This is a genomic window from Paraburkholderia hospita, from assembly GCF_002902965.1.
In the GTDB taxonomy this organism is placed as follows: Bacteria; Pseudomonadota; Gammaproteobacteria; order Burkholderiales; family Burkholderiaceae; genus Paraburkholderia; species Paraburkholderia hospita.
On the sequence record NZ_CP026105.1, the window covers coordinates 3,972,796 to 3,993,288 of the forward strand.

15 protein-coding genes are annotated in these 20,493 nt (G+C 62.8%); 5 read left to right on the forward strand and 10 right to left on the reverse strand.

What is annotated here, in order from left to right:
- Nucleotides 1-129 precede the first annotated feature (129 nt).
- Nucleotides 130-1,632: a sensor histidine kinase gene (locus C2L64_RS18075; RefSeq protein ID WP_090834725.1), complete on the forward strand. Its 1,503-nt coding sequence runs from the start codon at nt 130-132 to the stop codon at nt 1,630-1,632.
- Between the two features lie 52 nt (nt 1,633-1,684).
- Here the strand turns inward: C2L64_RS18075 and C2L64_RS18080 are convergent, their stop codons facing one another.
- The 7 genes from C2L64_RS18080 to C2L64_RS18110 form a co-directional block, all read right to left on the reverse strand.
- On the reverse strand, nt 1,685-2,167 hold the full coding sequence (locus C2L64_RS18080) for an SET domain-containing protein (RefSeq protein WP_090835018.1): 483 nt from the start codon (nt 2,165-2,167) through the stop codon (nt 1,685-1,687).
- 265 nt (nt 2,168-2,432) lie between these two features.
- Nucleotides 2,433-3,545 carry an NADH:flavin oxidoreductase/NADH oxidase gene (locus tag C2L64_RS18085; protein WP_090834729.1) on the reverse strand — a complete coding sequence of 371 codons (1,113 nt, stop codon included), beginning with the start codon at nt 3,543-3,545 and terminating at the stop codon, nt 2,433-2,435.
- Between the two features lie 98 nt (nt 3,546-3,643).
- Nucleotides 3,644-4,375: an MOSC domain-containing protein gene (locus C2L64_RS18090; protein ID WP_090834731.1), complete on the reverse strand. Its 732-nt coding sequence runs from the start codon at nt 4,373-4,375 to the stop codon at nt 3,644-3,646.
- Nucleotides 4,376-4,385: 10 nt separating this feature from the next.
- Nucleotides 4,386-5,099, reverse strand: a complete 714-nt coding sequence (locus tag C2L64_RS18095) for a glutamine amidotransferase (protein WP_090834733.1) — start codon at nt 5,097-5,099, stop codon at nt 4,386-4,388.
- Nucleotides 5,100-5,246: 147 nt separating this feature from the next.
- Nucleotides 5,247-5,891 carry a MarR family winged helix-turn-helix transcriptional regulator gene (locus C2L64_RS18100; protein WP_007581737.1) on the reverse strand — a complete coding sequence of 215 codons (645 nt, stop codon included), beginning with the start codon at nt 5,889-5,891 and terminating at the stop codon, nt 5,247-5,249.
- Nucleotides 5,892-6,590: 699 nt separating this feature from the next.
- Nucleotides 6,591-7,706: a YbdK family carboxylate-amine ligase gene (locus tag C2L64_RS18105; protein ID WP_090834735.1), complete on the reverse strand. Its 1,116-nt coding sequence runs from the start codon at nt 7,704-7,706 to the stop codon at nt 6,591-6,593.
- A gap of 121 nt (nt 7,707-7,827) precedes the next feature.
- Nucleotides 7,828-9,030 carry a cation:proton antiporter gene (locus tag C2L64_RS18110; RefSeq protein ID WP_090835020.1) on the reverse strand — a complete coding sequence of 401 codons (1,203 nt, stop codon included), beginning with the start codon at nt 9,028-9,030 and terminating at the stop codon, nt 7,828-7,830.
- Nucleotides 9,031-9,897: 867 nt separating this feature from the next.
- Here C2L64_RS18110 and C2L64_RS18115 point away from each other — a divergent pair.
- Nucleotides 9,898-11,118, forward strand: coding sequence for an IS110 family RNA-guided transposase (locus tag C2L64_RS18115; protein ID WP_090834737.1), 1,221 nt, complete (start codon nt 9,898-9,900; stop codon nt 11,116-11,118).
- 353 nt (nt 11,119-11,471) lie between these two features.
- Here the strand turns inward: C2L64_RS18115 and mnmC are convergent, their stop codons facing one another.
- Entirely contained in the window at nt 11,472-13,439 is a 1,968-nt protein-coding gene (gene mnmC / locus C2L64_RS18120) for a bifunctional tRNA (5-methylaminomethyl-2-thiouridine)(34)-methyltransferase MnmD/FAD-dependent 5-carboxymethylaminomethyl-2-thiouridine(34) oxidoreductase MnmC (RefSeq protein ID WP_090834739.1), read from the reverse strand.
- 468 nt (nt 13,440-13,907) lie between these two features.
- Here mnmC and C2L64_RS18125 point away from each other — a divergent pair, with 468 nt between their 5' ends.
- Nucleotides 13,908-14,186 carry an HU family DNA-binding protein gene (locus tag C2L64_RS18125; RefSeq protein ID WP_007581741.1) on the forward strand — a complete coding sequence of 93 codons (279 nt, stop codon included), beginning with the start codon at nt 13,908-13,910 and terminating at the stop codon, nt 14,184-14,186.
- 89 nt (nt 14,187-14,275) lie between these two features.
- On the opposite strand, the gene C2L64_RS18130 is transcribed toward C2L64_RS18125, so the two are convergent.
- Together C2L64_RS18130 and C2L64_RS18135 are read right to left on the reverse strand one after the other, a co-directional pair.
- Nucleotides 14,276-15,520 carry a GTP-binding protein gene (locus tag C2L64_RS18130; RefSeq protein ID WP_090834741.1) on the reverse strand — a complete coding sequence of 415 codons (1,245 nt, stop codon included), beginning with the start codon at nt 15,518-15,520 and terminating at the stop codon, nt 14,276-14,278.
- A 163-nt stretch (nt 15,521-15,683) separates the two neighbouring features.
- A complete protein-coding gene (locus C2L64_RS18135) occupies nt 15,684-16,127 on the reverse strand; it encodes a lytic transglycosylase domain-containing protein (protein ID WP_090834743.1) in 444 nt (147 codons plus the stop codon).
- 514 nt (nt 16,128-16,641) lie between these two features.
- On the opposite strand from C2L64_RS18135, the gene gspD reads away from it, so the two are divergent.
- A complete protein-coding gene (gene gspD / locus C2L64_RS18140; RefSeq protein ID WP_090834745.1) occupies nt 16,642-18,975 on the forward strand; it encodes a type II secretion system secretin GspD in 2,334 nt (777 codons plus the stop codon).
- Nucleotides 18,972-20,489 (forward strand): type II secretion system ATPase GspE, encoded by a 1,518-nt coding sequence (gspE, locus tag C2L64_RS18145; protein ID WP_090834746.1) that lies wholly within the window; start codon nt 18,972-18,974, stop codon nt 20,487-20,489. The genes gspD and gspE overlap by 4 nt, the downstream gene beginning before the upstream one ends.
- Nucleotides 20,490-20,493 lie beyond the last annotated feature (4 nt).

A 20,493-nucleotide genomic window follows, 5' to 3' on the forward strand; every position in this document is an offset into this window, starting at 1 on the left:
TCACAGATGCGCGGCGGCCGCCTGTGTCATTCAGCCTGGATGTGAACTGCCGTTTGGAACTGCACTTGGAACGCATGACTGACGCAGTCGATAATCCCTCGGCGTCGGTCCTTTACCGCGGGTTCGATCATGCCCTATCCCGCCGCGAATAGCCTGCGCCGCCAGTTACTGCGCCGGCTCGCCGCTCCCCTTTCGCTGCTCGCGCTGATGAGCGGCCTCATCGCGTACTGGCTCGCGTGGCAATACACGCAGCATGTGGTCGACCGTTCGCTCGCCGATCTCGCCACGGCCATTTCGAAGCAGATCCAGATTGCCGGGCCCGATGCGCCGATCACCGTCCCTCCGCTCGCGCAGGCGATGTTCTCCGATCCCGTCGAACAACTCGTGTACCGGATCAGCAATGGCGAAACCGAAATCGCCGGCGATCCGAAGCTGCCGCTGCAAGGCACCAACGTGCGGCGCATGCACTACGCTTACGTGTTCGAGACGCAGCATGAAGGGACGGCCGTGCGCGTTGCGCAGGTGCGCGTCGATCAGCCGACGGGCAACCCCGTCGTCATCGAAGTCGGCCAGCCGGTGCATCACCGCTTTCGGATCGCCGCCGAATTTCTGGTCGCGATCATGATGCCGCTGCTGCTGTTGCTGCTCGCGGGCTGGGTGATCGTGTGGCGCGTCGTGAATCAGCAACTGAACCCGCTGACCGATCTCGCCGATTCGTTGAACCGACAGACCCACACGTCGCTGGAACCCGTCGACGAAACCTTCGTCCCCGTCGAAATCCGTCCGCTGACGGGCGCGCTGAACGGCCTGCTCGACCGCCTGAAAGCCGCGCTCGACGCTCAACGCAAATTCATCGCCGACGCCGCGCATCAACTGCGCACGCCGCTCACCGCGATCAAGCTGCACGCGGAACAGGCGGCCATTGGGCGCGATCCGCAGCAGACGCTCGCCGCCGTCAAGGAACTGCGTGCGGCCGCCGATCGCGCCGTGCGTCTTTCGAACCAGTTGCTGTCGCTAGCGCGTGCCGAACCGGGCGAACAGGCCGCGCGTTTCGTGAACCTCGACATCGCGTCGCTCGCTTTCGATACAGGCGCCGAATGGGTGCCGCGCGCGCTCGCCGTGCATGTGGACCTCGGTTTCCAGCGGCTCGACGATCCGTCGAACGATCACCCGCTGATCGCGCGCGGCAACCCTGTGCTGCTGCGTGAAGTGATCGCGAATCTGCTCGACAACGCGCTGAAATACGTGCCGCCGTCGCGCATGAACGGCGCGCGGATCACGATGACGGTTGCGCAAACGGTGGTGGATGGCGTCCCAACGGCGGAAGTCGCTGTCGAGGACAACGGTCCGGGCGTGCCTCATAAACAGCAACCCGATCTGTTCAAGCGCTTCTTCCGCGGCGACGGCCAGGGCTTGAGCGACGGCACCGTCGACGGTGGCGCCGGTCTCGGCCTTGCGATCGTTCACGACATCATGGCGCTGCATCATGGCAGCGTGCATTACGAAGATGCCGCTGACGGCGGTGCGCGCTTTATCGTGCGGCTTCCCGTCGCGACGGGCGCCGTGCTGCGCTCACCGGAACCGCCGCGCGAAACAAAAAAACCGGCGCATCGTGCGCCGGTCGATCCTTGAAGCGTGTCCCAAAACGTGCGCTGCGTTCGATAAGAACGGCAGCGCACACGGGTCACTTTTTCTTCTTCGCTTTCTTCTCGTCCTTCTTGTCCGGCGCCGCGAGCATCGTGCCGCGGCACTTGCGCGCGCCGCAACGGCACTCGTATTCCTTCTTCAGCTTCTTCGTCTGACGCGCGTCGATCACGAGCCCGTAGTCGTAGAACAGCTCCTCGCCCGCGTCGATATCACGCAGCGCGTCGATAAATACGTGGCCGTCGATCTCTTCCGCTTCGCAGTTCGGCGCGCACGAGTGATTGATCCAGCGCGCGCTGTTGCCCTTCACCTTGCCGTCGATCACATCGCCGCTATCGAGCGCGAAGTAGAACGTGTGATTCGGTTCGTCCGGATTGTGAGGATGCCGTCGCAGCGCTTCCTTCCAGGAAATCCGTTGGCCCTTGTATTCGATCAACCGCTCGCCGGCTGCGATCGGTTCGAGTGCAAACACGCCTTTGCCGTGCACGCCCGATTGACGCACAGCGATCCTGCGTGAACTCATTGAATCAATCCTTGTAGAACGGTGGATGAACAAACTCGCTTGTTCGCCGATGCCTCCGCGTTCGACGCGCCTTTGCAGATGCGCGGCTTTTCTGACGCGGATAGCAAACGCGGCGCCTTGCTGGCGCCGCGTCGACATGCGACGCATACAGCGTCACAACCGAAATCGTACACGGATGATGTGACTTCGTTCAACCGTCTTACGTACAGATCCACATCACATGTGCGCGCGATGCGTATTTTGCGTTGTCGGTTGAAGGCAGCCTTCAGCGCTGACCGAACGAAATATCGCCGAACAGCGCCTTCTGTTCGCGCGGTTGCGAACGCCAGTATTGCGGCGGAGCGTCCACGGTCGCGCCGAGTTGAGCGGCCGCATGCCACGGCCAGCGCGGATCGTAGAGCATCGCGCGCGCCATCGCGATGAGATCCGCGTCGCCCTCTTCAATCAGCCGGTTCGCGTGCGCCGGGTCCGTGATCAGACCGACGGCCATCGTCGTCATGCCTGTCGCTTCCTTCACCGCCTTCGCGAACGGCACCTGATAGCCGGGTTCGAGCGGGATCTTCTGCAACGGCGACACGCCACCCGACGACACATCGACCCAGTCGCAGCCGCGCTTCTTCAACTCTTGCGCGAACGCTATCGTGTCTTCGATCGTGGTGCCGCCATCAACCCAGTCGATCGCCGAGACTCGCACGCCGACGGGTTTGTCGGCGGGGAATGCAGCGCGCACGATATCGAATATTTCGAGCGGGAAACGCATGCGATTCTCGCGCGACCCACCGTATTCGTCGCTGCGCTGGTTCGCGAGCGGCGACAGGAACTGATGCAGCAGATAACCGTGCGCGGCGTGCACTTCGAGTGCATCGATGCCCAGACGCGCAGCACGGCGCGCCGTCGCCGCGAACGCTTCGCGGATGCGGTTGAGGCCCGCGTTGTCCAGCGCGAGCGGCGGCTCTTCGCCGGCTTTGTGCGGCAGCGCGGACGGCGCATGCGGCAGCCAGCCGCCGTCGGCCACGGGAATCAGTTGCCCGCCTTCCCACGGCACGTTGCTCGAAGCCTTGCGCCCCGCGTGCGAGAGTTGCATCGCGACGTGCACTTTCGAGTGCTTGCGGATCGTGGCGAGCACGGGCTTCAGCGCTTCTTCCGTCACGTCGTCCCACAGACCGAGGTCGGCAGGCGTGATGCGGCCATCAGGCTCGATGGCCGTCGCCTCGATGCACAGCATGCCCGCGCCCGACAGCGCCAGATGGCCGAGATGGATCATGTGCCACGCCGTCGCCTCGCCGCGTTCGGCAGAGTATTGACACATCGGTGACACGACGATGCGGTTCGGCAGCGTCACGCTACGCAGCGTGAGCGGAGTGAAAAGAGCGCTCATGGTGGTGGGAATACCCATCGAAACTCAAGAGCGATCGAGGATAGCACCGGGTCTGATTTGCTGCAGACGGCCAGGCGCGTCGCTTTCAACAGCGCGAATCAGCTTTGACTGTGAGGCGTATCGAGACGCTTCGACCACGATTCGACTTCACCGCTTTCGAGACGCTTCGTGGCGGTCTTGCGCCATGACGGCGACAGCGTGTCGAGTTGCGCCATCGCCTCCAGTGCCTGCCGGTCGTCGCGATCGACATAGAACGCGCGCAACAGGCGCTCGACGCTCCACTGCGCGTGAGGACGCGCGAGCCGCTCGATCGCGTCGCCCGCGCCGATTTCGCCCGCTTCGAGTACGCGGTAATACCAGCCCGTGCGGCGCGTGTTCTGCACGGCGCGCGACATGTCGGCGCGCGCGAAGCGCAGGTTCAGTTTCCAGCACGGCTGACGCGGCTGCGATACCTGGACGATCGCCCCGCCGATCCGGTACACGTCGCCGACGCAAACATCCGCTTCCGTCAGGCCGCACGTGCTCAAGTTTTCGCCGAACGCGCCGCGTCCGTCGAGGCTCGACAGACCGGATTCGCCCGCCTGCCATTCGTTCCGCCAGGTGGCGTAGTGATCGAACGGATAGTGATGCAGCGCTTTTTCCGGGCCGCCATGATGCTTGAGTTCGGCCTGCTGATCACCTTCGAGTCCTGTTTCGCCGAGCCACACACGGCCATCGACAGGCGTCTTGCCGATCGCACTCGTCTTGCCCGACAGGTCACCGCCCAACGGCGCAATCTTGCCGGTCAGCACGGCATCGACGGTAAAAGCGCGGTGATCCACGGCGGTCATTGGGATTTGTTCAGGGTCGCGCGGCCAGTTGATCGAGCCATTCGCCGAACATGCTGGTCGCGGCGGCTTCGAGCTTCGGGCCATGCTTCGCGGTATCGGCGCGCAGCGCGCGCACGTCGATGCCGTGGCCCGCGATTTCGCCGGCATTGCCGATCAGCCACGGCTCGAAACGGTCGGTGCGGATTTCAGGGTGACATTGCAGGCCAAGCACATACTTGCCCCATGAGAACGCCTGGTTCTGACAGGCGGGCGTGGAGGCGAGATGCACCGCGCCTTGCGGAAGATCGAACGTATCGCCGTGCCAATGAAGCATCGACGTGTGCGCCCCGTCCAGATGCCGCAGCGGCGACTGCTTGCCGGCATCGGTGAGTGTCAACGGTGTCCAGCCAATTTCCGTCTGCCCTGCCGGATAGACCCGCGCGCCGAGCACCCGCGCAATCAGCTGCGCGCCGAGGCAGATGCCGAGCGTCGGCAAGCCAGCTGCAATGCGCTTTTCGATCATGGAGACGAGCGGCGCGATGGTCGGATAGCGATCGTCGTCGAACGCGCTGATGGGCCCGCCGAGAATCACCATCAGCGACGGCATCACGGGGTCGGGCGCCTCGATGCGCGCAAAGCCGACATCCAGATAGCGGACAGGACGCCCCCGCTCGCCGAGCACCCGTTCGAGACTGCCCAGATCCTCGAAGTGCACATGGCGGATGGCGAGAACTTCGTGATGCATCGGCAAATCCCACCGTCAGGGTTGACTGGACGCGCCCAAAAAGCGCGCCGGAAGACACGCCGTCTGCCGATGCGCAAAACGGCGCAAGCTCGCCCGCCCCGCTCGCGCAAACCCGCGAGCGGCGGCCGGCTCCGCAGTTTAGCCGACTCAGGCTTGCTGCGCGAAGATCTTCCAGGTCTTTTTCTGCGTGGCGGCGTCGGCCGTTTCGTGCACCGAGCAGTCCAGACGCAGATCGGTATCCGACATCGACAGATCGAGCAGCATGCAGCGATGCGGCGTCTTCTTCGGGTTCTTGCTCGGCTCCAAATGCGTGCAGGTCACGCACATCCGGTGCGGCGGAATGTGGCCTTGCACTTCGAGCTGACGCACGGTTTTCAGCAGCGTGCGATAGAAGATCGATTGCTCTTCGTCGCGCAGCGTGCCGACCGCCTTCGCGAGGAAGTCAGGCCATTGCGCGGCGCGCTTGGCCGCGGTGCGGCCGCGAGCCGTCAGACGCACAGCCAGCGCGCGCCCGTCGTCGAGCGCACGGCGCTTTTCGACGAGACCCTTGCTTTCCAGCGTGCTCACTGCGTCGCTCGTGGTCGCGGCTGTCAGCGCGGTTTCGCGTGCGATTTCGCCGAGCCGCATCGGCCCCTTGCGCTGCATCAGCAGCACGAGGATTTCACCCTGGGTAGGCGTCAGACCCGCGCCTTCCGCCCATTCCCATGCCTGGCTCCGCATGGCCGTGCTGAGTCGCAGCAGGCTGTGGGTCACCCGCCCGGTTGCCTGCTCTCCGTATACGCCTTCGCTCATAGTCTTTCGTTCGTTGTTGACAGCGTGCCGTCGCCCGTCGACATCCGTTTTTCCGATGCCGGCGCGCCGACAGTCTGTGGGGGGGAAGCTTCGCCGGTCAAGCCGGCTCGCCGATTCCTACTATCTCAAAAACTTCCTGTGATGCGGGCCTTGTCCCGGCCGCTTTCTCAGGCTTTGCAAACGCTTCATGCCGTGCTGCGATCCGTGCGCTTGGGCCACGCATCCGGGACCCCGGCAGGCCGCAACGACGAAAAACGACATTCTATGCGAGAGCGGCAAATCGTACAGCTAAGTTATCCAATGCAATCTGTGGATAACCACGGGATAAGACGGGGGACGACATGTGCGTCGATTCTTGATAACCCGCTGACCCCAGCACCCATGAGAATCGTTCTCCCAGGTTTACGGTCGGGATGCACGCCCGATCCGCGTGGTTATGGTTTACGCAGCCGCTTGAGTTTGCAGGGAATTATTCGGTTGTCCACAGGCAAACGCAATGCTTGTTAACTATTACTACGTATGTATACGTAAACCTTGAGAAAAACTAGAGGACGCCTTATCGGCATTCGAAAAAAATAAAAAAACCCGCAAAAAGCGGGTTTCGTTGAAGTCTGCGTGGCGGCGAAGCAAGAGCATCCGACGCGCCTGCCGCGCCGGACTGGATCGCGCGGCTCATACACTCCGACTTTTACGCGCCGTTTATGCGCGCCACTGCAGGCACTGCTGCCGCACCACTTCATGCAGCGATTGTTCCTGTTCGGCCACATTGCGCAGCCAGGTCGCGTCGTTCACCTGCCCGCGCGCGATCGCGCCGATTTCTTCGAGCGCCTTGCCCGAGCCTAAAGCATCCGCATGCGGCTTGATGCGCTCGAGCGTGTGAATGATGTCTTCGGAAATCGTACGGCGCTCACCCGTCTGCGGATCGATGCACGTGCCCGCCAGACCGAAGCGGCACGCCTCGAAACGGTTGAACGTGTAGACGAGATAGTCGTCTTCCTTTGGCATCAAAGGCTTGTCGAGCAGCAGATGGCGCGCGAGCGTCTGGATGTAGCACGCAATCGCGGCCGCGCGGTCGACGGAAAGCGGCGTGTCCATCACGCGCACTTCGATGGTGCCGAAGCCGGGCTTCGGCCGGATGTCCCAATAGAAGTCCTTCATGCTGTTGACGACCCCCGTGTGCACCATCTTCGAAAAGTACTCTTCGAAGCTGTCCCACGTGAGGACGAACGGCGCGCGGCCCGACAGCGGAAACGCGAACACGGAATTCAGGCGTGCCGAGTGAAAGCCCGTATCGACGCCCTGCACGAACGGCGACGACGCCGACAGCGCGATGAAGTGCGGGATGTAGCGCGACATCGAATGCAGCAGGAACAACGCGCTATCGGCATCCGGGCAGCCGATGTGCACGTGCTGGCCGAACACGGTGAACTGCTTGGCAAGATAGCCATAGAGTTCCGAAAGGTACTGAAAGCGCGGCGTGTCGACGATCTTGCGCTCGCTCCATTGCTGGAAAGCGTGCGTGCCGCCGCCGCACAGGCCGACGTTCAGCCGGTCCGCCGCGGCGACGAGCGTGTCGCGAATCGTGCGCAGATCGGCGACGGCCTGCTCGTGCGTCGTGCAGATGCCCGTCGACAGCTCGATCATGCTCTCGGTGATTTCCGGCGTGATGTTGCCCGGGATCTTTTCGTCCTTGATGAGCCGGAGCAGGTCGGTTCCTGCTTTGGTCAGATCATAGTCATGGGTATTGACGATCTGCATCTCGAGTTCGACACCGAAGGTGAACGGTTTCGAATCGATGAAGGCTTCGAGTGACATAGCGTTTCCTGATTCATGTCGGCATCAGCGCCCGATGCGGGCGGCGCCGGCCGGATTGACTGTCGATGCTGCAGCCGAACGCTCGAGCTGCGTGAAAAATACGGGGTGCGGGCGCGCCGCTTTACTCGCGGCGTTCGCCCACGAGCGCGAGCGAGCGGTAGACGAGCCACGGCCCGACCAGCTGCAACACGACGATCGAGCACATCGTGACCGCGCGCAGCGTCGGGTCGAAATTCGGATAGAGCTGGTAGGTGTCGTCGACGAGCAGATACGCGAGCGCCGACATTGGCGACAGCGACAGCCCCAGCGCCATGCCCTGTTTCATGTCGAGTCCGCTCGGCTTGGCGAACGCGAGCACGCCGACCAGCTTGGCCACCAGCCGCGCGACGATCAGTCCGACGGCTGCGAGGCCGCCCATCGCGACGTCGCGCCATTCGAACGTGGTCAGCGTGAGCACGAACAGAATCACCGTCAGCAGCCAGCCCGCCGTACCGAAGTGCTCCGGCCAAAGTTGCGGGCGCGCTTCCAGATTCTTCACGATGATGCCCGCGGCGAGCAGGCTGAGAATCGTCGACAGCTTGAAGATATGCGCGATGGCAATGGCGAGCAGCACGAGGCCGAACAGCGCGACGAACGAGTGCTCGTCCTGCAGATTCACACGCTTGTAAAAGAACGTGATGGTGCGCGCGAGCAGATACGCGAGGATCAGCGAGCCGATCAGCAGATACAGCGGCTGGAGGATCGTCGCGAGCACGTTGCCATAGGCTTCCTGATGCAGCCAGCCGGACGCGAGCTTCTCGACGATCACCGCATACATGCTGTTGAGCGCCGTCAGCGTCAAGAGGCGCTGCGTGACCTGGCCTTCGGCGCGCACCTCGGTTTTCAGCTGGATCACCATCGCGGGCGAAGTCGCCATTGCGATCGACGCAAGCACGAGCGCCGTCACCGACGACACGTTCAGGAACAGCAGCACCAGCAGCACGAGTACGAACGTGAGCGTCGATTCGGCGATGCTCGACACGATGAGCCACGTATTGCGGCGAATCCACCGCAGATCCAGCCGGCTGCCGAGTTCGAATAGCAGCAGGCCGAGCGCGACATCGAGCAATGGGCGCGCGGTGCTTGCCGAATCCGCGTCGATCACGCCCGATCCCGCCGATCCCGCGATCAGCCCGATCACCGCATAGCCGGAAATGCGCGGCAGATGCCACGCGCGATAGCACAGCTCGCCGACGAGACCTGCGGCAAGCAAAGCAAGGCCTGCCCAGAAAATCGCATCGGGCGTGAGCGGCCAGCCTGGAAAGAATGAAAACGCCGACTTCATCGTGGTGCCTTCTCCTTTGCAGCAACGCTCGGCAACGCAAACGGGCAGACGACGTCGGCACGCAAAGCGCGCGCCGCGTCCGTTGCCGCGATCGGTTCGCGTCTGCCGGCGTTGCGGGTTGTCAACGATCGGGTGAAAAACTGAAACGACCACGCCGATGCCGCATGACTACGGGCAGCCCGACGTGAGTGAAAAGAGCGCCGTCGACTTTTGAATCAGATTCTGTGGGTCCGGCAACCGTTCCATTGGCGCGTCGATTGCGGGGGCAATACGCGACGCGGAAGAACGGCGATTGTGCCATAGCTTTTTTACACTTGACGGAAAAGCGTCGAACAAGCGCTCAAAGCGGTAAAACGTACGCTAACTTCGAAACAACAGGAAAAAGCGACCGGAAAACGTGGGTGTGTTGGAGAAGAATGGTCTTGTCAGCGATGTTTTTGCGCGTCCGGCAGGCCTCACGCACTGCGTCTTCGGGATGCTTGCGTTTGAGTGTTCTTGCGCTCAGGCGTTCCAGTTTCGGAGCGATGAACAGCAAAGAAGACGGCTGACGAAGCGACGCCCCGTTTTGCGAGTTTCTTAATAGCTTCTCAAACCCTGCCCGGGTACGGTGTTCGCGAAGAAACGATGAGCGGAAGGAGATCGGGCGGGATGGGCTATAAAAGTGAGCAGCAGCTGCCGAAATGACCGAACACGCATTGGTGCGAGCTCACGGCGTTGGCGCGTCGTGTAGCGAGCCCGTTTAATAGCATGGTCCGGGAATCGTCGGTGACAGTGGCGAGCGGCGTGAGCCGCATCCCGTTTGAGAGATCGAGTCGAATACGACGCTTCCCATGGCGCTGCCGCCCATCCACGATAGTGAGACAAGCCATGGCGATGCGCAAGCGCGAAGACAGCCCCGAGGTTTTTCCAAACGCAGCGGGCATCGATATCGGAGGCTCAAGTCACTGGGTAGCCGTGCCCAGGGCAACCTCTGATGAGCCGGTCCGGGAGTTCGGGACCATGACCGATGATCTGAACGCGATGGCCGACTGGCTGCTCGCGTGCGGCGTCGATACAGTGGCGCTGGAATCGACAGGGGTCTACTGGATCCCTGTGTACGAGGTACTGGAACAACGCGGACTGACGGTGTGGCTGGTCGACGCGCGGCAGATGAAGTACGTACCGGGTCGCAAGAGCGATGTCATGGATTGCCAGTGGCTGCAGAAACTCATGAGTCTCGGGCTGCTGCGGGCGGCCTGGCGCCCCGACGGCGAGGTCTGCGTGGTGCGCGCGGTAGTGCGGCAGCGCGAGGTGCTGCTCACTGAGCAGGCCAGCTGGGTGCTGCGCATGCAGAAGGCACTGGTGCAGATGAACCTGCAGCTCACCGAAGTGCTCACGGACGTGATGGGTGTGACCGGACAGGCGATCATCCGCGCGATCATGGCCGGCGAGCGCGATCCGAAAGTGCTCGCGCAGCATCGCCACGGCCGCGTGAAGGCCAGTGCGGCCGAGATTGAACGGGCGCTGACCGGTAACTGGCGCGATGAGCACCTGTTCGTGCTCGGGCAGGCGGTGACGATGTTCGACAGCCTGGCCCAGCGCATCCTCGAGTGCGACGCGAAGATCGAGGCGCTGCTGGCGCCCCTGGGCCGTCACGAGATCGAACTGGGCGGGCCGGGCAAGCAGCGCAGCAAGAACGCTCCGCAATTTGATGCCCGTGCGGCTCTCGCACGCTGGGCCGGCGTTGACCTGACGCGCATCAACGGCCTGTCGGTCGCCACCGTGATGACGATCCTCTCGGAGATCGGTCCGGACCTGAGCCGCTTTGCGAACGTCAAGCACTTCTGCTCATGGCTCGGGCTGTGTCCCGGGACCAAGATCAGCGGCGGCAAGGTGCTTAGCGCCCGCACCCGCCGCTCGGCCAACCGGGTGCGCCAGGCCCTGAAGCTCGCGGCGATGAGCCTGTCGCGCAATGATTCGGCGCTCGGCGCGTTCTACCAGGGGCAGCAGCGCTACGAAGAGCAGCAACAGCAGCGCAGCCTTGCCGCACTCAAGCGCCGCGCCAAGGCACTCGGCTTTCGCCTTGAGCCCGAGACGCCTGCACCTTGAAAACCTGCGCTAAAGCATTTGTTTCTTGAGAGGAAAGATGATGCTGGCGTGCGTCGACCGACAACGGGCTTTTCATCAATAGGTTTACTGTATGTATACGTAGTAGAAGTTAACAAGGGCCCCGCATTTCTGTGGATAACTCGAGTTTACCGAAGCAAATCAGCGTCTTGCCGAACGCATAACCGGATGCACTTGATGTGCGCGCCCGACTGGGTTCGATGAATAACTTTTGGCCGATGTTTACGTCTGTCGAGTTACCCCGTTTACGTCCACATCCGTTCCACACGAGTTTCGCCCGCATTTTTCCCGGTTATCCACAACGCGCCGTGGATAACTTTTCCACAGGAAAAAAGTCAGTTCGCGGTACCCAGCCGTAGCGCGCGCAAGAGAAAGCGAGCGGGATCGAGCGCTTCGGCGAGATCCCGCTCGATGGGCCACGGCTCGCCTTCGATCTGCGAAGCAATCAGCTCGGCACCCAGCGACGCCCACACGAGTCCGCGCGATCCAAACGCGAATGCGCCATACAGCCCTTGCGCGCGCGGCAGATCCAGCGGCCAGGCGCCGCGCAGCTTGCCGGCGTCGCGGGTTGCGGCTGTTTCGTCGGCGAATGCGCCGATCATCGGCAGACGGTCGCTCGTCACGCAACGAAACGCGACGCGCCCTGCCAGCGACGAAGGCGCACCCGTACCCATCGCCTCATGCATGTCGGGCAGCATCTGGGCCACACGCTCGATGTTCTCGGTGTGAGCGCCATCGCGTATTTGTGTGTCGGGATCGTCGATGTCATAGGTTGCGCCCGTCAGCGTGGAGCCATCCGGCAGCGGCACCGCGTACCCTTCGCCGATCACGGGAACGCGCAACGCGTGCGCCGCATCGCTGGGCAGCAGCGTCAATTGACCGCGCACGCTGCGCGTCGGCGCGTGGCGCAAGCCGGCGATGCGCGCCGCTTCATGCGCATTCGCAAAGATGACGACGGGCGCGCTGGCAATCGCTGCGTCGTTCGCATCGAACACAATCCATTGATTTGCAACGCGTTCGACGCGCGAAGCCACGACGTTGAAGCGGCGCTCCAGCAATCCACCCGCCGCCTCACATTGCGCCGCGCAGAGCGACGCGGGATCGATCCAGCCGCCGTGGGGAAAGAACCAGCCGCCTCGCGCAACACGCATGTCGGCGATGCGTTGCGCCTCGTCGGGGGAAACGGCCGTCACGTAATCCCGCGGATAAGCGAACGAAGCGAACGTCTGCGCCATGGCCGAGGCTTCGTCTTCATCCGCGGCGATTTGCAGCAGACCGTCCGGGCCACGCAACGGACGATATCCGCGCCGCTCGAGCGCGGACCATTGTCGCAACGCATAAAGGAAACCCGCGCGCGTGATGCGCGAACCGACGCTGTCGTCGCGCGACATCATCGGATGAAACACACCGGCGGGATTGCCCGACGCATCGCGCGCGATGCCCGCATGCCGTTCGAGCGACGTGACGCGCCAGCCCCGCGCCGTAAGTCGTTCGATCGCCGCGCATCCCGCGAGCCCAGTGCCGATCACGATGACATGCCGTTCGTCGACGGCAAGCGGCAATGGCGGTTCGTGACGCCGCACGCGATAGCGCGGCGCAAAGCGTCCGACCAGCATTGCGCGTTTCCATCCGAAGCCATCGATCTTCCGGTATTCGAAGCCCGCTTGCTGCAATCCGCGTTTCACATCGCCCGCGCTTGTATAAGTGGCGAAGGTCGCGTCGTCGCCAGCGAGGCGCGCGAGCGCCTTGAAGATTGCGGGCGTCCACAGCTCCGGGTTCTTCGCGGGCGAGAAGCCATCCAGATAGAAGGCGTCGGCACGCAGCCAGAGCGAATGCAGCGTTTGCGCCGCGTCGCCGAACACGAGCGTGAGCGTGACGCGCCCTTCCTCGAACTCGAGCCGATGAGTGCCGGGCACGAGGGTCGGCCATGCATCGACGAGCTGTTGTGCAAGCGGTGCGATCGATGCGTCCGCAACGGCCGCAGCGCTCGCTGCGAGCAGATCGTCGCGCGAGAACGGATGCTTTTCCGTCGATACGAAGTGCAGGCGCTCGCAACGATCCGGGTCCGAGCTCCATGCGGCCCACGTCACGAGAAAGTTGATGCCCATGCCGAAGCCCGTTTCCAGCACCGTGAATACGCGCCGCTTTTGCCAGCGCGACGGCAATTCATTGCCTTTCAGGAAGACGTATTCGGCCTGCGCAAGGGCACCGACGGCGCTGTGATAGATGTCGTCGTGGCGTGGCGAATACGGGGTGCCGTTGTCGCGAAACGCGAGGATGGCGGGAACGAGCGGGTCGGTCATGCGCGATGAAATGCGGTGCAAGGAAGAGAACCGGGCGACGGCAAAGCACTGACTGGAAGCACGAATTTGCAGCGGTCACGCGATGCCGACACCCGTCACAGCCCGTCCAGACGGCGTCTGCAGCCTGTCGGAGCGGTGTCGAACGTTGGCAAAAACCAACGCTGACGGGGCTTTGGACGACTCGGATAGCATCTATTCGATGCTCTGCATGCCAAAAATGCTGTTTTCCATGCTGTATCAGGCGTTGCAGCGTGTAATTCTTCGAAACCCTTATCCAGATTGGGTTTGCGCTGCGCTATCATAGCAAGCGCCGCGAGGGAAGCGGCAGCACGGTGCTCCGTGCGGCGCCAGGCGTGCCGCGGGAGTCGGGGGTATTCCCGAGCCGTCGCTGCTCGACGGCGCGGCGCGCGCACGTATAATCGGCGCGTTCGCGCTGTTCGTGTCAACCTAAACCAGAAAGGAACCTTAATGAACAAACAGGAACTGATCGACGCCGTCGCAGGTCAGACGGGCGCCAGCAAGGCTCAAACCGGCGAGACGCTGGACACGCTGCTTGAAGTCATCAAGAAGGCAGTGGCGAAGGGTGATGCAGTCCAGTTGATCGGCTTCGGCAGCTTCGGTTCGGGCAAGCGGGCAGCACGTACGGGCCGCAACCCGAAGACGGGCGAAACCATCAAGATTCCGGCCGCAAAGACCGTTAAGTTCACGGCTGGCAAGGCGTTCAAGGACGCAGTCAACAAGCGCTAAGCATCAGCGCTGAGTTGTTGACACCCGCCATCGGCGGGTTTTTTTTCGTCTGCGTTTTCGATGACGGACGTGACGTCAATCCATTACGTTCAATGATGGTGATGATGGTCGTGGCCATGATCGTGGTCGTGATCGTCGTCTTCGAGATCCCACGCGGGGAACGGATCACTCAGCGTGCGCCATCCCTCGGCGCCCAACGCGTACTCGTCGTCGGTCAGCAGACATGCATCGAACTTCGCACGCCAGTGCGCCGGATCGATGTCGACGCCGATCAGCACCAGTTCCTGGCGACGGTCGCCGATCGTGAAGTCATCGGCGTCGCCGTACCAGTCCGCGGCGATTTCTTCCAGCAGCTCGTCATCGCCTTCGGGCCATTCACTGCGATCCTGCGCGGCCCACCACGTTCCTGCCGGCGCCGGCCGGCAAGCGCCGCCCGCTTGCGATAGCGAACCGCCGATCTCGTTGCGCGTCGCGAGCCAGAAGAAGCCTTTGCCGCGCAACACGCCCTTCCACTCTTCATGCAGCAGCGCCCACATCCGTTCGGGATGAAACGGCCGCCGCGCGCGATAGACGACATGCCCGACACCCCGGCCCCCGCTTTCGTTTTCATGGCTCGAAGGATCGTGCAGCAAGGCGAGCCAGCCGGCCGCGTTCGACGTCGCGTCGTAATCGAAGCGCGCCGTGCCGATCACTTCCTCGAAAGGCGCATTGCCATAGGTGCTCACGATCTGCGCGGCGCGCGGATTGAGCGCGGCGAGTATCGCTTGCAGATGCGCGAGATCGTCGGCGGAAACGAGGTCCGCCTTGTTGATGACGAACACATCGCAGAACTCGACCTGTTCGATCAGCACTTCGACGATCGTTCGATCGTCCTCTTCATGAGCGGCGATGCCGCGCTCGGACAGCGCATCGGCCGACGCGTAGTCGCGCAGAAAGCCCGCTGCATCGACCACGGTTACGGCAGTATCGACGCGCACGAGCGCCGCGAGCGTTTCGTCTTCGATGATCGACTCGACGAGGTTCATCGGCTCGTCGGTAGCGGCCGCTTCGATGATGATCGCGTTGAAACGATTCGCCGACGCCAGTTGGTCCAACTGTTCGAGCAAATCTTCACCGGCTTGTGCGCAGAGACATCCGTTCGGCAATTCAACCTGCGAGGCGGTCGAAGACGCGGGCGCCGCGTTGTCGATATCGAGGCGCACGGCGGCGAGGTCGGTGACGATCGCGGCGACACGTGGGCCAGTGGGGTTCGACAGAATCTGATCGACGAGCGCGGTCTTGCCCGCGCCCACGAAACCGGAGATCACGGTGACGGGCAAAAGCGGCTGGTTCATCGCGGTACGGAAACTTGAAGGTGAATGACGCATGCGCCGGCCGGACGTTCAAACGGACCCGGACTGGCAGCAGCACGAAGCCGCATTGTGCATCAACTGGAGCGACGTGATGCCTTCACTGAAGTGCGGCGAATGGGGGAACTGGTTGAGCGGCGCTGCCCAACTATTTGGCAGGCATCAGATTCCACTTACGGAGAATGGCAACGATTTGCCGCGCGTACTCGTCGCGCAGCGACGGCGTCTCCGAGTGATAGGCGCCAACAGCCGCCCACGTGTTGCCGTACTTGTTCATCTTCTGCCGCAAATGCCACGCGGCGATGTACACGTTCTTGCACGGCTCCATCAGCGTGCCCTGCGAGATGCCGTATTGCGCAAGCACGGGCAGATGCACGGAGTTGATCTGCATGACGCCATAGTCGGTCGAACCGTTGGCGTTCTTGTGCACTGCCGCGGGACGGTTATGCGATTCCTGCCAGGCAATGGCCCGCAGAATCAACGGGTTGACCTTCTGATAGCCGGCGGCCTCGTCGAAGCAGTCGGCGCGCGCGGACCCGGCGCTGATTAGCGCGGCCAAGGCAACGGCGACAGTGACGGGGATTGGCTTCATCGGTCAAGATGACAAACTATGTTCGATTCCTAAGCAATGGGACGGTAAAGACGACTCGAAACCTATATCCGGCGGGCTTGAACTCGGGAAAACCCGTTACCTTAAGGATACTCGAACCATCATTCCGCCCGTATCATACCGGCTGGACATGACGTGTTAAAGTTGGCCAGCCGACATAAGCGAGTAACTTGCGGCCAAAGTCGGCCGAAAACGCGCACCGGTTCGGAACGCAAAACTTTCAAGAACTTAACAGATTACGCAATCCGAGAAGCGTCGGATTGAGAACGTTAGAGGAATCGCACGGAACTCCTTGGTTCTGTGACATTTCCGACATGAAAAGCTGTTACTGTTCGTTGTTTTTGATTACAGGGAGGCAAGGGCATCCTTGGCAGTGGCTGCCACGGAGCGCTTTGCGAGACTGGGGACGAACAGGTGTCGGCCGGTCGTCCACTGCGCATGACCGTCGCCGGATCACAACGTCGGCTTCGAAACCACATCCATGAGAAGAAATCGTATGGCATTGCGTCGCGTCGCGACAGCGTTGCTGGTCGCTGGCATGATCACCACGCAGATCGCCCACGCTCAGGTGACGCTCAACTTCGTCAACGCCGACATCGATCAGGTGGCGAGGGCGATTGGCGCGGCGACGGGTAAAACGATCATCGTCGACCCGCGCGTGAAAGGGCAATTGAATCTGGTTTCCGAGAATCCCGTTCCGGAAGACCAGGCGCTGAAGACCTTGCAGTCCGCGTTGAGAATGCAGGGCTTTTCGCTGGTGCAGGACCATGGTGTCCTGAAGGTCGTGCCCGAGGCCGATGCGAAGCTGCAAGGCGTGCCGACCTATATCGGCAATGCGCCCGCGGCGCGCGGCGATCAGGTGGTCACGCAGGTATTCCAGCTGAAGAACGAATCGGCGAATAACCTGTTGCCCGTATTGCGTCCGCTGATCTCGCCGAACAACACGGTCGCGGCGTATCCGGGGAACAACACGATCGTCGTGACCGACTATGCGGATAACGTGCGCCGCATCGCGCAGATCATTCAGGGCGTCGACACGGCGGCAGGCCAGCAGGTGCAGGTCGTGCCGCTGAAGAACGCGAATGCGATCGACGTCGCGACGCAAATGGCGAAGATGCTCGACCCCGGCACGATCGGCAACACGGATGCAACGCTGAAGGTTTCCGTGCAGGCCGACCCGCGTACCAATTCGCTGCTGCTGCGCGCGTCGAACGCGGGGCGTCTCGCGGCGGCGAAGTCGCTCGCCAAGCAGCTGGATGCCGCAACCGGCCAGCCCGGCAACATGCACGTCGTGTCGTTGCGCAATGCCGACGCCGTGCGTCTCGCGAAGACGCTGCGCGGCATGCTCGGCAAGGGCGGCGGCGGTACTGAATCGTCGTCGTCGGGCGGCGGCAATGCCGCGAACTCGTTCAACCAGAACAACTCGCCCACGTCGACGGGTGGCGCGGGCTCGCCGCCGCTGCCATCGGGCTCGTTGGGCGGTTCGTCGTCGATGGGCAGTAATCCGCTGGGCGGTGGCGGTGGCGGTGGCGGTGGCTATGGCGGCCAGGGCGGCAGCAGCTCGGATTTTCTCGGCGAAAAGGAAGGAGGCGGCGGTGATGACAATCAGCCTGGCGGCATGATCCAGGCCGACGCGTCAACCAACTCGCTGATCATCACCGCGTCCGACCCCGTTTACCGCAACCTGCGCGCCGTGATCGACCAGCTCGACGTGCGCCGCGCGCAGGTCTACATCGAAGCGCTGATCGTCGAGCTGAACTCGAACACGAACGCCAACCTTGGGATCCAGTGGCAGATCGGGAGCGGCAACGTGTTCGCGGGCACTAACCTAGCCACGGGCGGCGGCAACAGTATCGTCAACCTGACGGCGGCAGCGGCAGCCAGCGCCGCCACGGGTGGCCTGGCTACGGCGCTGGCGACGCAGAATCTCCAGCAGGGCCTGAATGTAGGCTGGCTGCACAACCTCTTCGGTGTGCAGGGGCTCGGCGCGTTGCTGCAGGCGCTGTCGCAGACGAGCGATGCCAACGTGCTGTCCACGCCTAACCTCATCACGCTCGACAACCAGGAAGCGAAGATCGTCGTCGGTACGAACGTGCCGATCCAGACGGGCTCGTATTCGAACCTCACGAGCAGCACGGCGACCTCGGCGTTCAACACCTTCGATCGCATCGACGTGGGTCTGACGTTGCATATCAAGCCGCAGATCACCGAGGGCGGCATCCTGAAACTGCAGCTGTATACGGAAGATTCGGCGATCGTGGCGGGAACGACCAATGTGGCGACCAATCCGGCCGGCCCCGAGTTCACGAAGCGCTCGATCCAGTCGACCGTGCTCGCCGACAACGGCGAGATCATCGTCCTTGGCGGCCTGATGCAGGACAATTACCAGGTCAATAACAGCAAGGTGCCCCTGCTCGGGGACATCCCGTGGATCGGCCAGTTGTTCCGCTCGGAAAACAAGGTTCGCGCGAAGACCAACCTGCTGGTATTCCTGCGTCCGGTGATCATCAACGACCGCGACACGGCGCAAGCGGTGACGGCGAACCGCTATGACTACATTCAGGGCGTGACGGGTGCATACAAGTCCGACAACAACCTGATCAAGGACAAGGACGATCCCGTGGTGCCGCCGATGCCGGTTGGCCCGAGCCAGGGCGGATCGCCGTTGAACCTGTTCGATCTCGACAGTATGCGGCGTCAACAGGCGCTAGGGGTGCCGGTCCCGGCTCCCGCATACGTCCCGCAGACGCAGCCTCAACCTCAGCCGCAGCCGCCCGCACAAATGGTTCCAGCGCAACCGGCCACGAGTACGCCGGGGGTGCAGCCGTGAGCACGCCGCACGCGCCCGGCAGCGCGCCGCTCGATTCACCGGCCGCTGGCGGAGCGCACCGCGAGCCGCCCTCTGCGCTAGCCGCGCGACTCGTGCCGTATGGTTTCGCGAAAAGCGGCCAGATTCTCGTCGCGCATCAACACGCCGATTCGATGGAAGTATGGATCAGCGAACGCACGACCCAGGCCGCGCTCGCGGAAGTTGCGCGCAATTTCGGCGCGGTGTCGGTTGTGAGGCTCGAAGCGGATGAACTCTCGCAGGCGATCAATCAGGCGTATTCGCGCCAGGACGGCAGCGCTGCGCAGGTGGTCGGCGAAGTGGAAGGCGAAGTCGATCTGTCGCGTCTGATGCAGGACATTCCCGAAGTGGAAGACCTGCTGGAATCCGAAGACGACGCACCGATCATCCGCATGATCAACGCGCTGCTCACGCAGGCCGCGCGCGAACAGGCATCGGATATTCATATCGAACCGTTCGAGAATGCGTCGGTGGTGCGCTTTCGCGTCGACGGCACGCTGCGCGACGTGGTGCGTCCAAAGAAAGCACTGCACGGCGCGCTGATTTCGCGGATCAAGATCATGGCGCAGCTCGATATCGCCGAGAAGCGTCTGCCGCAGGATGGCCGCATTACGTTGCGCGTCGGTGGAAGGCCTGTCGACGTGCGCGTATCGACCTTGCCAACGGGCCACGGCGAACGCGCCGTGCTGCGTCTGCTGGAAAAAGACGCGCAGCGTTTGAATCTCGAAGCGCTCGGCATGGCGTCCGATACACTCGGCCAGTTCGACAAGCTGATTTCGCGTCCGCACGGCATCGTGCTCGTCACGGGCCCGACGGGCTCGGGCAAGACGACCACGCTGTACGCGTCGATGTCGCGGCTCGAAACGGCGACGACGAACATCATGACCGTCGAAGACCCAATCGAATACGATCTGTCCGGCATCGGCCAGACGCAGGTCAATGAGCGGATCGGTATGACGTTCGCCCGCGCGCTGCGTTCCATTCTGCGTCAGGACCCGGACATCATCATGATTGGTGAAATCCGCGATCTCGAAACGGCGCAGATCGCTGTGCAGGCGTCGCTGACGGGCCACCTCGTGCTCGCGACGCTGCACACCAACGACGCTGCGTCCGCCGTCACGCGTCTGACGGATATGGGCGTCGAGCCGTATCTGCTCGCGTCGTCGCTGCTTGGCGTGCTGGCGCAACGGCTCGTGCGGCGGCTGTGTCCCGTGTGCAAGGTAGAGCGCGAAGAAGAGGACGGTCGCAAGTTCTGGCATCCCGTCGGCTGCGACAAGTGCGGACATTCGGGCTATGCGGGACGGCGCGGCGTGTACGAACTGCTGAACGTCGAAGAATCGATCCGCTCGCTGATTCACCGCAATGCCTCCGACGCCGAGATTCTCGACACCGGCCGCAAGCAAGGCATGCGCACATTGCGCGAGGACGGCGACCGCTGGCTCGCATCGGGCTTGACGTCGCTCGAAGAAGTGATACGCGTGACGGGCGGGGTCTAAAGCG